Genomic DNA, 12,842 nt, shown 5'->3' with positions numbered 1-12,842 from the left:
TTCCTTTGTGCGCGTCGACGGGCTCAGGGCTTCGACGTCAGATGTCGAGGAAGCGGACGTCCTTGGCGTTGCGCTGGATGAAGTTGCGGCGCTGCTCGACGTCCTCGCCCATCAGGATCGAGAACATCTCGTCGGCGCGGGCGGCGTCCTCGAGGGTGACCTGGAGCAGGATCCGCTGCTCCGGGTCCATCGTGGTCTCCCAGAGCTGGTCGGGGTTCATCTCACCCAGACCCTTGTAGCGCTGGATCGGGTTCTCCCGGGGCAGCCGCTTGCCGTCCTCCTGACCGGCCTTGAGCAGCGCGTCCCGCTCGGCGTCGGTGTAGGCCAGCTCGGCGGCACCGTTGGTCCAGTTGATCTTGAACAGCGGCGGCTGGGCCAGGAAGACCTTGCCGCTCTCGATCAACGGCCGCATGAAGCGGAACATCAGCGTCAGCAGCAGCGTCCTGATGTGCGCCCCGTCGACGTCGGCGTCGGCCATCAGGACGATCTTGTGATAGCGCAGCTTCTCGGCGTCGAAGTCGTCGTGGACCCCGGTGCCCAGCGCGGAGATGATCGCCTGGACCTCGTTGTTCTGCATGATCTTGTCGATCCGCGCCTTCTCGACGTTGAGGATCTTGCCGCGGATCGGGAGGATCGCCTGGATCCGCGGGTCGCGGCCGCCCTTGGCCGAGCCACCCGCCGAGTCGCCCTCGACGATGAAGACCTCGCACTCCTCCGGGTTCGTCGACTGGCAGTCGCTGAGCTTGCCGGGGAGACCGCTGCGGCCGAGCAGGCCCTTGCGGTCGCGGGCGGCGTCGCGCGCCTTGCGGGCCGCGATCCGGGCGATCGCCGCGGCCTGGCCCTTGCGGATGATCGCCCGTGCCTCCTGCGGGTTCTGCTCGAACCAGTCGCTCAGCTTGTCGTTGGTGACCTGCTGGACGAAGCTCTTGGCCTCGGTGTTGCCGAGCTTGGTCTTGGTCTGGCCCTCGAACTGGGGCTCCTCGAGCTTGATCGAGACGATGGCGGTCAGCCCCTCGCGGATGTCGTCGCCGCTGAGCCGGTCCTCCTTCTTCTTGACCATGCCCCAGGCGTCGGCCCACTTGTTGACCGTGTAGGTCAGGGCCGCGCGGAAGCCCTCCTCGTGGGTGCCACCCTCGTGGGTGTTGATCGCGTTGGCGAAGGTGTGCACCGACTCGTTGAACGAGGTGTTCCACTGCATGGCCAGCTCGAGGCTGAGCCCGGCCTCGGGACGGTCCGCGTCGACGGCGATGACCGTCGGGTGGATCGGCTCCTTGTTCTTGGTCAGGTACCGGACGTAGTCGATCAGCCCGTCGGCGTAGCAGAACGTGTCCGAGTGCCGCTCGCCGTCCTCGTCGGTGCGGTCGGTCCGCTCGTCGGTCACCGCGATGGTCAGGCCCTTGTTGAGGAAGGCCATCTCGCGGAACCGGGTGGCGAGCGTCTCGTAGGAGTAGGTGGTGGTCTCGAAGATGTCGCGCGCGGCGTAGAAGGTGACCGTGGTGCCGGTCTCCTCGGTCGGCTCACCCTGCTCGAGCGGCCCGTCGGGGACGCCGTAACTGAAGCTCTGCCGCCAGTGGTGGCCGTCGCGCCGGACCTCGACGTAGAGCTTCTCGCTCAGCGCGTTGACCACCGAGCTGCCGACGCCGTGCAGACCCCCGGACACCTTGTAGCCACCCTCGCCGAACTTCCCGCCGGCGTGCAGCACGGTGAGGATCAGCGTGACTGCCGGGATCTTCTCTGTCGGGTGTTCCTTGACCGGGATGCCGCGGCCGTTGTCAGTGACCCGGATACCGCCGTCGTCGAGGATCCGGACGTCGATGTGGTCGCAGTAGCCGGCCAGCGCCTCGTCCACCGCGTTGTCGACGATCTCGGTGACCAGGTGGTGCAGGCCGCGCTCACCGGTGGAGCCGATGTACATGCCCGGGCGCTTGCGGACCGCCTCGAGACCCTCGAGGACGGTGATCGAGTCGGCGTCGTAGACGTACTCGGGCGCCGGCGGCGGGTCGGGCAGGCTGCTCTCGAGGCCGCCGAGCGGATCAGCGCTCTCCTCCGGCTCCGCGACCTCGGCGGGCTGCTCGGACGACGCGTCGTCGGGGAGGTCGTCGGGCTGCGGGGTGTCGAGCGAAGGGTTGTCGGTCACCGACTCCGGGCTCCTGTCACACGTGCGCCGCCCTCGACCCACTCCGGGACGGGCCCGGGAGATCAGGCGGCGCGATTCGTCTGTCGTGCGCCGGCGCCACGCGGAGCCGGTGCAGCCCGCGCGGGCAGCGAGGGCGTCCCCGGACCCGGAGAGCGAACCCCGACACTGCCGTCGGCGGACGTGACGAGTCTACCCCGCGCGCGCGAGAAACCCGACTCCGGACGGCCGCGTCCGGGCGCCCGGATGCCACTGAGTGCCCCGAGAAGGCCCCACAGGGCCGTCGACAGGGTCCAGGACGTGACCCGGTACGCACCCAGGGCCTCCACGGCCCTCCTACGGCGATCTGCAGCGCTCGTCGTCCGGGCTCGCCGGACCTCCTCCGCTCTAGACTGTGGGCGTGACCGTGCCGGAGCCGCCACCCCGCTGGCGCGCCGACGACCCGGTCGACCCACACTGGTCGGCGCCCTCGCCGGCCCAGCCGCACCCGGCCTGGCCGGCCCCGCCCGAACCGCCACCGCGCCGCCGCCGGCTGGTGCTCGTGCTGGCCCCGGTGGTCGGGCTGGCGCTGCTGGTCGCCCTGACCGCGGGCTTCGGCGGCTTCCGGCAGCGCACCGACCGGGTGCACGACGTCGCGGTCGGCGGGCCGATCAGCACCGGGCCGTACGTCTTCACGCTGCAACGGGCGACCGCGCAGTCGGTCGACTCCCTCGGGCAGCGGATCGTCCGGGTGATCGTCTACGGCACCGTGGCCAACACCGGCGACGAGGGCCAGACGCCCTCCACCAGCCAGTTCTACGGCAAGAAGCCGACCGACCCGAGCTATGCCTCGGTCCAGTACGTCAACGTCGGCACGAGCAGCGACGGCACCGGCGGGCAGACCGTCACTCCCGGCCTGCCCCCGGTCGAGCTGCGGCTCATCTACGAGTTCGACGGCCGCTGGACACCCACCGACAGCTTCCGGGTCGTCATCACCGACCTGACCCAGGTGGACCGGACACTCGGTGGCAAGGACCCGCATCTCGAGCCCGACCCGGACACCGCCTATCGGGTGACCGTGCCGGTGCGGGTGCTGCCCCGCTCGAGCTGACGCAGGGTCAGCCGGCCGGCCGGATCACCTGGCTCGGCGCCCCGGTCAGGTGGTTGACCACCACCAGCCCGCGGAGCTGGTCGGCGTAGGTGGCGGGGATCTCGAAGATCTGCTGGTAGCTGAACGGCCGGCCGACCACCAGCCCGTCGGAGCAGTCCGAGGGCTGGTCGGTGGTCGGGCCCCCGATCGGGGTCTCCCAGGTGCGCCCGCCCGGGCCGAGGAGGTCGAGCCCGCAGATCGGGTCCTCCTCCGGGGCGCGCAGCAGCACCGTCACCTCGGCGACGACGAAGACCGCACCCGGGTCGGGGTGGGCGACGTCGCCGTACTTGGTGCGGACGGCCTCGGTGCTGACCAGGCTGGTCACCCGGAACGACGTGTTCCCGGTGCTCGCGGCACCGGCGGCGAGCTGGCGGTAGCGCGGATAGGTGTGGGTGCCGGCGTAGAGCGTCCAGATCACCAGGTAGGTGACCACCAGCGCGGTCACGCACCCGGTGATCAGCCAGGAGCGCCGGCGGTCGCTGCCGACGAAACGGGTCCACCGGGCGGGGACGGCGGGGCGGGCCGCCCTCACGACAGCACCTGGCTCGACTGGTACTCCTCGGCCTGCACGGTGGCGCCCGAGGTGCGCCGCCACTGCTCGACGTTCGGGTCGGTGATGGGCAGCGCGATCAGCGCCCGCTGCTGCAGTCCGTGGATGATCTCGAGCTTGCTGAGCCCGACGCTGAGCCCGGTGAGGTGCGCGGGGTCGACCTCGACCACCAGGTCGGCGCGCGACCGGTAGCCGGCGTCAGCGGTCAGGGTGAACGACGAGTACGGCTTGTAGGTCCGGCCGTCCCCCTCGACGGTGGCGAGGGTGACCGCCGCCTCCTGACCGGGGGCGTCGAGCTGGACGCCGATCACCAGGAACAGGCCCTTGGTGGTGATCCGGTCGTCGGTGTCGTACTGCACCACCGATCCGGAGCGCACTCCGGTGACCGTGAGCTGCCCGCCGCCGATCTCCACCGGCCGGCCGACCACGCCGCGGACGTCGACGTAGTCACTGGTGGGCTCGCTGTACTTCAGCCCGATGGTGGCGAGCACCACACAGGCCAAGGCGACCAGGACCGCACCGACCCGGGAAACCCGGGCGGCCGGCTCCTCGTTGGGCCCAGAAGGCGGTGCAGGGGGCGGCCCAGAGATTTGTCCGGGAGCCGACGCCCCCGGCGGGACGTCGGTCACGCCCGGACCTCCGCGGCTGCGGCCCCGACGGGGAGCCGGTCGGCGAACCGCCGACTCGCCTCGGAGCCTGCGGTGAGCGGCGCGTCACCCTCGGGGTAGAGGCTCCCGGTGGCCTCGGCCCTGGAACGGAAGATCTCCAGCGCCCGCTGCAGCGCGACCGCGAGCAGGCAGATCCGCCAGGGTTCGAGCGGGAGGTCGGTGATCAGGTCGACGGCCGGGCCGAAGGTCGACCAGAAGACGATGTCGTGGCCGCCGATCACCCGGTCGAGCGCGGTCTGCCAGTAGTTCGCCGCGATCTGCCAGGCGTTGTAGACCAGCACGTAGGCACCGAGGAAGACGGCGCCCGCGCGCAGGATCAGCCGGAGCGAGTGGACGGTCGGCAGGTACTTGTCGTCGATGTCGCCGAGGAAGGCCTCCTTGAACTCCTCGCGGACGAAGGCGGCCCGGGTGCTCTGCTCGCGGCGGGCCGCGCGCACCTCGGCCCGGCCGGCGCGGCGCTCCATCACCCGTCGGGCCACCCGGACCCGGCTGGCCAGCGGCTTGCCCTTGCGCCAGAGCTCGGCCACCGAGATCACGTTCGAGCCGTAGACCAGGGCCGCCACGGCGAGCCAGATGATCGGCTGGCTGACCACCTGGGTGAGCACGGGCCAGAAGTTGTCCTTGATCGCGGAGAGCACCGTGACCAGGGTCTGCGGCAACACGCTGAGCAGGGCCGACCAGGCCGAGGCGATCGCCCGGCCGACCGCGGCCAGCCAGCCGACGAAGGCGCGGTTGTCGAGCCACGAGAGCAGCCGCGAGACGGCCCCGCCACCGACGATCAGCGCCGAGAGCACGAAGAAGCCCTCGACCAGCGCGACCACGATCCCGAGCGGGCGCCATCCGGTGTGCTCGTGCACCTTGTCGAGCAGCCGGCGCAGCAGGTAGGCGCCGACGACCACGGCGGTGACGGTGAGGTAGTGCCGCGGGCTGCCGCTGTCGACGTTGAGCCGGCTGGTGATGTCCTCGGTGCTCAGCACCCCGCCGCTCTGGAACTTGGACTCGATCTGCAGCTGTCCGGCGGCGTCCTGCACCTGGCCGAAGGCAGTGTAGATGCCGAGGAACGGCAGCAGGGTGATGGCCAGCAGCCGGGCCACGCTGCCCTCGCGGCCGTCGTCCTCGTACTCGTCCTCGGGGATCAGCTCGCGGACCCGCAGCTCGGCACCGGCCAGCCGCAGGATCAGCACGATGGCCGACAGCTTGAAGACGAAGCCGCAGCTGAAGATCACCAGCGACAGCCAGGCGCTCAGCCCGCTGGCCAGGATGGCCAGCTTGAGGGTGACCTGGTAGCCGAGCCAGCCGATCATCCAGATGGTCAGGATCTTGGGCAGCAGCCCCAGCCACACCCGGGTCGTGTTGACCAGCAGGATGGCCAGGTCGGTGCCCAGCATCGTGATCGGCAGCATCGCGGCGCATATTACGGCGCGGGACGGTCAGCGGACCCGGCTCGGGACGCCGGTCGGCCGGCTCAGCCGTAGGTGTCGCGCGGCCCGCGGCCGCGGACCGACCGCCGGCCGTGCTTCCAGCTGGGAGCGTCCGGGCCCTTGATGTCGACCCGGGTCACCGTGCCGTCGCCGAGCGCCTCGTTGAGCCTGGCCACCAGCCGCGGTGCCATCAGCCGGAGCTGGGTCGCCCAGGCGGTGGACCCGGTGCGGACCCGCAGCACCCCGTCGGAGTAACCGACCGGGGTGCTGTGCGCGGCCACCTCGATCCCGACCAGCGACGGCCACTTGCCGAGGATGAGGTGGACGCTGACCTCGCGGGTCCAGCCCTGGCTCTCGACCAGCCGGTCGACCACCGAGCCGAGCGGCTGCGGGTCCCGGTCGTCGGGGTGGGCGCCGCTCGAGCGCGGGTCGACCGGCCGGGCCGGGCGCTCGCCGCGCTGCTGACGCCACCGACGGCTCCGGCCGCGACTGGCGCTGACGGCGTGGGCGATCGTCCGGGCCAGGTCGAGCCCCGTCGGTTCGTGCGCGGGGGTCTCCGGATCGGGCTCGGCGATCCTGGCGTCGGCGTGGTCCTCCGTGGCCTCGGGCCGGTCGTCCGGCTGGTCGGCGGGCCGGTCCTCGGGTTGTTCCGGGGCGTCGGGGTCACTCATCGGGGACCACCTCACCACCGCCGACCCGGAACCGCGTGCCGGCGAGCACCGCGGGGACGTCGGCGGCGACCGCGGCGGTGATCAGCACCTGCTCGGCGTCGAGGACGCCCTGGGCCAGCCGCTCGCGCCGGGTGGCGTCGAGCTCGGCGAAGACGTCGTCGAGCACCAGCACCGGTTCGAGCCCGTCGGAGCGGAGCAGCGCGAAGCTGCCGAGCCGCAGCGCGAGCGCGAACGACCAGGACTCGCCGTGACTGGCGTATCCCTTGGCCGGCAGGGTGCCGAGGCTCAGTGCGACGTCGTCGCGGTGCGGACCGACCAGCGAGATGCCGCGCTGGATCTCGTCGGGCCGTCGCTCGGCCATGCCCTCAATCAGCGCGGCGGCGAGCTCGTCCCGGGTAGGCAGCTCGGCGAGCGCCAGCCGTTCGGACAGGGACGACTTGTACTCCGCGCCGGCCTCGTTGTTGGTGGGCGCGATGTCGGCGTAGGCCTTGGCGGTGTGCGGGATCAGCTCCGCCAGGGTCTGCAGCCGGGCCTGGAGCAGTTCGGCCCCGACCCGGGCCAGCTGGCCGTCCCAGACGTCGAGCGTGGCGGCGACGTCCGCCCCGGCCGCGGAACCGCGGCGGCCGCTGAGCGATTTGAGCAGCGAATTGCGCTGCTTGAGCACCCGGTCGTAGTCGGCCTTGACCCCGGCCAGCCGGGGCCAGCGGGCGGCGACCAGCTCGTCGAGGAACCGACGGCGTTCGCTGGGGTCGCCCTTGACCACGGCCAGGTCCTCGGGGCTGAAGATCACCGTGCGGAGGGCTCCGAGCAGGTCGCGGGCCCGCGACAGCGGCGAGCGGTTGAGCTTGGCCCGGTTGGCCTTGCCCGGGGTGATCTCGATCTCGAGCTGGAGCTGCCGAGGGTCGTCGACGCCGGCCTGCACCCGGGCCCGGACCAGCGCCCGCTCGGCACCGGAGCGGACCAGCGGGATCTCCGAGGCGACGCGGTGCGAGGACAGGGTGGCCAGATAGTCGACCGCCTCGACCAGATTGGTCTTGCCCTGGCCGTTGGCCCCGACGAACGTCGTCACCCCGGGCTCCAGCGGCACGTCCACCCCGGGGTACGACCGGAAGTCGACCAGCTGGAGGTGGGTGACGAACACCCCGTCAGCCTAGTGAGACCGGCCGGGGTCGGACCGCGGACCGAACGGGCCCCTCATCTCATCCACCGAGCCGGCGCTGCACGTCGGCGTAGCTCGGGCTGGTCAGGGTCCAGGCGCACGATCTGCGCGCGCGGCTGACCGAGAGCATCGCTCCGTTCTCGAGGTCCCACAGGGCACTCCCCCGACTCCCTGTCTTCTTGCGCCGCGGCCTGCCCAGGACCTCGATGACCGCCGCGACCTGGACCGCCAGAGCGTCGGTCAGCGCCTTGTCGGCCTCGTCGCCGCCGTCGTGGTGAAGAGCGGTGAAGAACTGCAGCTCCTCGAGCACACCCTCGTCGACCAGGAAGCTCGCCTCGTCGCGGTGGTCGATGATCCCGGTGCGGAAGTGGGCTGCGATGCCAGGGGTCTCGCTCTCAAGGGCCCATCCGTGGTCGGTCACCAGGGTCTGCGCCGCCTTCTCCTCGATGGGCCAGCTCCAGGAGGCCAGCCAGCGGGCGAGCTCGGTGAAACGGCCCAGCTCCGCGCTCTCTGCCATGGTGGTCACCTTAGAAGAGGCCGGGTCGCACCCACCGCCACGGGAACGAGTGAATGGCACCTCTGGCCCTGGCTGTGATCACGCGGCCGGCGCCCCAGGGACGAACAGCGGTGAGCACCCGCCACCTCAATCAACCGTTCGCGTCAGTGATGCCGAGGCGGTCGAGCACGAGGTGCGGCTCGGCCTGCTCGAGGTCCTCCTCGTAGAGGACAACGTCCTCCGGGGGCTCCTCGCCCTCCCGGTGCGCGCGGTACTCCAGCTCGTCCGGCGAAGGGACGCCGTGGGCGTCGGTCAACGTGCGCACGCACAGCTGCGCGAGCCGGTCGTAGTCGCCCGAACGGGCCGGCCACCCGAGCGCGGTGTGCCAGGTACGACGACCGAGCGGGTCGGTCTCGGGCGACTCCCAACCGAGCGCGCTGAGCTCGCCGAGCTGTGCCGAGCCGGCCACGTCCTCCGCGCCGGTGCGCACGGTCAAACCCTCCTCGTCCTGCGCAAACTGCAGGTAGATCGTCGGCACGGACGCCCAAGCGATGGTCAGCACCGAGCGTTCGGCGAGTTCCCCGAGGGTTCGGGCCAGCCGGCCGGCGAAGTCGGACCAGTATTCGTCCATCGCCCTTCATCCTCCGAGCTGGCGCTGCACGTCGGTGTCAGCCGGGCTGGTGAACGACCGAGCACAAGACTTCGTCGTGCGACCGACGTGGAGCATGGCGCCGTTGTCGAGGTCCCACAGCGCCCTGCCTCGAGCACCCGACTTCTTGCGTCGCGGCTTACCCAGGCAGGGCCCAACTCCTGGAGGGGCCAACCAGCGGACGAGCTCGACGAAACGGCACTGGTTCGCGCTCGTTGCCACGGCTTTCACCCTAGAAGTCCGTCAGGCCACGCCATCCGCCGCGAGGACGAGCGGGCAGCACCTTTGATAGACAGTGGCCGTGACCACGCCGAACGACGTCCGCTCCGACGTGTACGCCCTGCTCGACGACCTGCTCCCGGTACTGAAGCCCGGCGCGCATCTCGACCGCGACCAGGACTGCGTTGTGCTGCCTCGCGCGCACGACCGCATCCGTGTAGCGACCGATTCTCTGCTCGGGGCATGCGCGCCGGAGCCGTCCACCCGATGGCCACGAACCGTGGAGGGCTGGCTCGCTGGTATCGACCGACAGATTGCGGAGGCGGACGCCGGCCTCGAGTCGGCCGGTCAACTACGGCTGCAGGCTCTGCCGCGCGATACGGCAGAGGACGGCATGACGATTCCGTTCAACTCCGCCTTCGACCTACGGCTGCTCGCGAACCAGAGCGACTCGACCCGCCTGATTCGTCGGTCCGATCTCGAACGACTCGACATCGCTCCGGAGGAGGCCGTGCGCATCGCTCTCGACCAGACCGTGAGCGAGGTTCTGGTAGGCCTTGACATCCAGAGCCAGCAACTGCCCGGGAACGCGAGCGTGCGGGTTGCGTCGGAGGAGGGCAACCCGTCGGTGTCGGCCGGTATCGCGATCGTCTCGCACCTGGCGGGGGAGGATTCCCCGCACGGCGCACTGGTCGCGGTCCCGAGGCACTCGATGATCATCGTGCAGCCGGTGAGAACCCGTCAGGACCTCAGCACCGTCGGAATCCTGGAGGGTTTCGCACGATCGATGTTCGACGATGCGCCCGATGCCTGCAGCCCGCTTCTCTACTGGTTTGTCGACGGCGACGCCCACCCGATCGGCACCGAGCCGGTCGCCGAGGGTGGACCTCAGCTGGTCCTCTCACCGCCGTTGGCGAACGCAGCAAACCGGCTGCCCAGGTGACGGCCCAGCCCGGCCGAGATCCTCAGGCGAGCTTGAGACTGGCCAGGGCTTTCGTTCGCTCCCCCTCGAGGTAGCGCAGTGCCTCCGCACGGCCACCCGAGCGCCAGGCCGCGGCGAGCTGGCGGTACCACTCGGACTCCTCCGGTGACCCGCTTTCGCCGAACCAGCCTGCCGCCTGCTCCGCCGGGTCTTCTGGGCTCTCATCCGAGAGGATGACCCGCCAGCCGGCCGCATTCTGGAAGATGATCGGTCGTCCCCGCTCGCGCATGGGAACCACCAGCTGTTCCTCGGCCACGGCGGCCAGACGCTCAGGCGTCCACGGGTCGACTCGGGGAAGCACGTCTTCCACCACGAACGCCTCGATCGCGGCGGCGGCGTCGGGAGCAGTCGGATCGATCTGCGAGGGCTTCCCTCGACGCTCATCGCTTCGGATGCCGTGGCCCTTGGCCAACGTGAACGGCGGACCGACCAACTCAGCCTCACCCCCCATCAGATACGGCGGGTCGCTCCTGCGCATCCGACTCGTCCCGACCCAGACGACCACCCACTCGATCGGCTCCCGCACCAGGACGGTGCGGATTCCCGTGCCTGCGGTGCGCCATCTACCGGGAAGCCGCTCGACGAGGTCACGCGCGATCGACTGCCAAGCCTTCCCAGCCGGATCCGTAGCCATGGTCCCAATCCTGCCAGCCGCAGCCGGCTCAGCGGCCGGCCACCGGTGCCGGCGGAATCGGATTCGGCCTCAGCTCGGACGGTGGGTTGAGCGGGTCGAGCCAGTTGTGGACCTTGTTCGCCCACGTCGTGGAGATGCCTGCCTTGCCCGTCTTGAGGTCCATCACGTCGACGACCTCCCAGCCGGTGCCGGTCTGGCGCTCGATCACGATGTCCGGTCGGATCGAGCCCTTCGTGCCCTGTGCCACTTCAGCACCGGTGCTGTCGAAGGAGGTCTCCGCCCGAACCCGGTAGCCCGCATCCGGGTTGACCAGTTCGTCGGCGTGAGCACCGATCCATCGGTCCAGGTAGGTGTGCGCGTAGGTACCGGTCCGCTGGGCCGTCGGCGAGACACCCTCTGCCTTGGCTCGAGCCAGCGCGTGCTGCAGCGCGTTGTCGGCCTGCTTCTGCAACTCGGGCTGGATGTCGTGCTTGATCTGGTCGACCTGGGTTCGGACCTCGGGCGCAGACTTCGAGAGCGAAGGATCGTTGACCGGCGTGTGCTCGGCAGGCACCGGCGCGGAGTTGGTCCCCTCACCGTGGCCCGTGGTCGGGTGCGGACCCGCACCGTCCCCGTGACCGGGGACGGGGTGGGCGTTGGTCGGGTCGCCGTGACCCACCGTGGGCGAGGTGCCGTCCCCGTGACCGGTGGTCGGGTGGGTGGCGTTTCCGTCGCCGTGCCCGACCGTGGTCGGCGTGCTGTCACCATGGCCCGTGGTCGGGTGGGCGGTGGCGCCGTCGTCGACCGGGGTGCGAGCGGGGGGCGCGTCCGCATGACCGTGACCACCGACGTTGGTCGTGTTGACCCCGGTGTCGCCGCGGCCGACCTCGGGGATCTTGGCGTCGTCGCCGAACTTGAACAGGTTGCCGAGGTCGCCGAACTTGCTGGTGATCTTGGACAGCCCGTCGAGGGTGACGCCCTTGATCATCTTGGCGGCGTCACCGGCGAAGCTGAGCACCCGGCTGGTCTTGCCGGCCGTCTCGGCGAGCTTGGCCGCGTCACCGGCCTCGCCGACCTTGCCCACCGTGCCGACCTTGGACTCGGGCACCAGGAACGAGGCGATGTTGAAGACGGTCGAACCACCCGTCCGCCAGGCGTTGCCCTTCCAGGCGGCGAACGGGTCCTTGGCGTAGGGGTCGATCCCGACCATCCCGGTCACGGTCTGGACGAGCGCCTTGTTGCTGCTCCGAGCCCAGTCACCGGCCGGACCGGGCATCATCATCATCAGGTAGTTGGTCGGGGACAGCGCGGTGCCGAGCTTGGCCACGCCCTCCCAGGCGTGACCGAAGGTCGACCACGAGAAACCGATCCCGTCCGGGCCGCTCCAGCTGAAGCCGACGAGCGACGTCAGGCCCTGGACCATGCCGTTCCAGAGGCCGTCGACGAAGAAGCCCTTAACCACGCTCTCGGCGCAGCCCTCCTTGCGCTCGACGCTGTGACCCCACGGCATCTCGGCGTTGTCGGGCAGGTCGGTGTAGCCGTAGCCCTTCGAGTTCGGGTCGTTGGGGTCGGCCGCCCCGATCGCCGCCGCGCCGCAGATCGCGTTGAGCGCGTTCGCGCAGGTGCGCTCGGCGGTCCAGAGCTTCTCCTGCTGGTCGTTCAGCCGGTGGATCAAGGCGTTGTTCTTGTCCACCGTGTCCTGGTCGGAGTCCCAGTCCTCGTCGGAGTCGTGAGCCGGGATCGACGCCTTGCCCCCGTAGACCGCGGGATGGTGGACGGTCACCTTGCCGTCCTTGATCGTGCCCAGGAAGGCGATCGCGTCGGCCTTGATCTTGGCCACCTCGGCCTTGATCGTCCGCACCTCGGAGGCGAAGGTGTTCAGGGCGCTCGCCGCCGTGCCCATGTCCGTCCCGAAGCTCTCGGCCTTGGTCTTGGCCGGGTTCATCGAGGTGAACAGCAGCTCCTGCTCGGGTGCCTCGTAGGAGGCTGACAGCCCTTGCCAGGTGGTGAGCACGGTGGCTCCCCGGGTGCTGACCGCGTGCCCGGTGTTCTTGAGGTTGGTCGCAGCGGTCTCGATGGCGTCCGGGTCCATGTTGTCGCCCGGCAGCTGCACACCCTCGACCTTGATCGGTGATGCCATGACTGTCTCGT

12 protein-coding genes are annotated in these 12,842 nt (G+C 70.4%); 2 read left to right on the top strand and 10 right to left on the bottom strand.

Annotated features, from left to right (window positions below; genetic code table 11):
- Positions 1 to 37: 37 nt before the first annotated feature.
- Entirely contained in the window at positions 38 to 2,179 is a 2,142-nt protein-coding gene (gyrB, locus tag FHX74_RS06255) for a DNA topoisomerase (ATP-hydrolyzing) subunit B (RefSeq protein ID WP_407941465.1), read from the bottom strand.
- Positions 2,180 to 2,534: 355 nt separating this feature from the next.
- On the opposite strand from gyrB, the gene FHX74_RS06250 reads away from it, so the two are divergent.
- Complete coding sequence (locus FHX74_RS06250; RefSeq protein ID WP_182559247.1) at positions 2,535 to 3,224, top strand: hypothetical protein; 690 nt, start codon at positions 2,535 to 2,537, stop codon at positions 3,222 to 3,224.
- Between the two features lie 7 nt (positions 3,225 to 3,231).
- On the opposite strand, the gene FHX74_RS06245 is transcribed toward FHX74_RS06250, so the two are convergent.
- The 7 genes from FHX74_RS06245 to FHX74_RS06215 form a co-directional block, all read right to left on the bottom strand.
- On the bottom strand, positions 3,232 to 3,795 hold the full coding sequence (locus FHX74_RS06245; protein ID WP_182559246.1) for a hypothetical protein: 564 nt from the start codon (positions 3,793 to 3,795) through the stop codon (positions 3,232 to 3,234).
- Positions 3,792 to 4,304 carry a DUF4352 domain-containing protein gene (locus FHX74_RS06240; protein ID WP_182559245.1) on the bottom strand — a complete coding sequence of 171 codons (513 nt, stop codon included), beginning with the start codon at positions 4,302 to 4,304 and terminating at the stop codon, positions 3,792 to 3,794. Before FHX74_RS06240 ends, FHX74_RS06245 begins: the two co-directional genes overlap by 4 nt.
- A gap of 134 nt (positions 4,305 to 4,438) precedes the next feature.
- Positions 4,439 to 5,884, bottom strand: a complete 1,446-nt coding sequence (locus tag FHX74_RS06235) for a hypothetical protein (RefSeq protein ID WP_182559244.1) — start codon at positions 5,882 to 5,884, stop codon at positions 4,439 to 4,441.
- Between the two features lie 62 nt (positions 5,885 to 5,946).
- The gene (locus tag FHX74_RS06230) at positions 5,947 to 6,573 is read right to left on the bottom strand and encodes a DUF721 domain-containing protein (protein ID WP_182559243.1); all 627 of its coding nucleotides are present in this window, start codon (positions 6,571 to 6,573) and stop codon (positions 5,947 to 5,949) included.
- Positions 6,566 to 7,714, bottom strand: a complete 1,149-nt coding sequence (gene recF / locus FHX74_RS06225; protein WP_182559242.1) for a DNA replication/repair protein RecF — start codon at positions 7,712 to 7,714, stop codon at positions 6,566 to 6,568. The genes FHX74_RS06230 and recF overlap by 8 nt, the downstream gene beginning before the upstream one ends.
- Positions 7,715 to 7,772: 58 nt before the next feature.
- Positions 7,773 to 8,249, bottom strand: a complete 477-nt coding sequence (locus FHX74_RS06220; protein WP_182559241.1) for a DUF6301 family protein — start codon at positions 8,247 to 8,249, stop codon at positions 7,773 to 7,775.
- 130 nt (positions 8,250 to 8,379) lie between these two features.
- Positions 8,380 to 8,859, bottom strand: a complete 480-nt coding sequence (locus FHX74_RS06215) for a TY-Chap domain-containing protein (RefSeq protein WP_182559240.1) — start codon at positions 8,857 to 8,859, stop codon at positions 8,380 to 8,382.
- 319 nt (positions 8,860 to 9,178) lie between these two features.
- Here FHX74_RS06215 and FHX74_RS06210 point away from each other — a divergent pair, with 319 nt between their 5' ends.
- Positions 9,179 to 10,039: a hypothetical protein gene (locus FHX74_RS06210; RefSeq protein ID WP_182559239.1), complete on the top strand. Its 861-nt coding sequence runs from the start codon at positions 9,179 to 9,181 to the stop codon at positions 10,037 to 10,039.
- 22 nt (positions 10,040 to 10,061) lie between these two features.
- Here FHX74_RS06210 and FHX74_RS06205 read toward each other — a convergent pair whose 3' ends face one another.
- Both FHX74_RS06205 and FHX74_RS06200 read right to left on the bottom strand, forming a co-directional pair.
- Positions 10,062 to 10,712, bottom strand: a complete 651-nt coding sequence (locus tag FHX74_RS06205; protein ID WP_182559238.1) for a hypothetical protein — start codon at positions 10,710 to 10,712, stop codon at positions 10,062 to 10,064.
- A 28-nt stretch (positions 10,713 to 10,740) separates the two neighbouring features.
- Complete coding sequence (locus tag FHX74_RS06200; protein ID WP_182559237.1) at positions 10,741 to 12,831, bottom strand: hypothetical protein; 2,091 nt, start codon at positions 12,829 to 12,831, stop codon at positions 10,741 to 10,743.
- Between the last annotated feature and the right edge of the window lie 11 nt (positions 12,832 to 12,842).

It is taken from the genome of Microlunatus kandeliicorticis (assembly GCF_014137855.1).
In the GTDB taxonomy this organism is placed as follows: domain Bacteria; phylum Actinomycetota; class Actinomycetes; order Propionibacteriales; family Propionibacteriaceae; genus Microlunatus; species Microlunatus kandeliicorticis.
This window is presented reverse-complemented; position numbering and strand designations above follow the sequence as displayed.

What these genes read in the sequence shown, in the direction of transcription:
- FHX74_RS06205 (WP_182559238.1), bottom strand. Translation starts at nt 10,712, where the DNA reads ATGGCTACGGATCCGGCTGGGAAGGCTTGGCAGTCGATCGCGCGTGAC.
- FHX74_RS06215 (WP_182559240.1), bottom strand. Translation starts at nt 8,859, where the DNA reads ATGGACGAATACTGGTCCGACTTCGCCGGCCGGCTGGCCCGAACCCTC.
- FHX74_RS06220 (WP_182559241.1), bottom strand. Translation starts at nt 8,249, where the DNA reads ATGGCAGAGAGCGCGGAGCTGGGCCGTTTCACCGAGCTCGCCCGCTGG.
- FHX74_RS06235 (WP_182559244.1), bottom strand. Translation starts at nt 5,884, where the DNA reads ATGCTGCCGATCACGATGCTGGGCACCGACCTGGCCATCCTGCTGGTC.
- FHX74_RS06230 (WP_182559243.1), bottom strand. Translation starts at nt 6,573, where the DNA reads ATGAGTGACCCCGACGCCCCGGAACAACCCGAGGACCGGCCCGCCGAC.
- FHX74_RS06200 (WP_182559237.1), bottom strand. Translation starts at nt 12,831, where the DNA reads ATGGCATCACCGATCAAGGTCGAGGGTGTGCAGCTGCCGGGCGACAAC.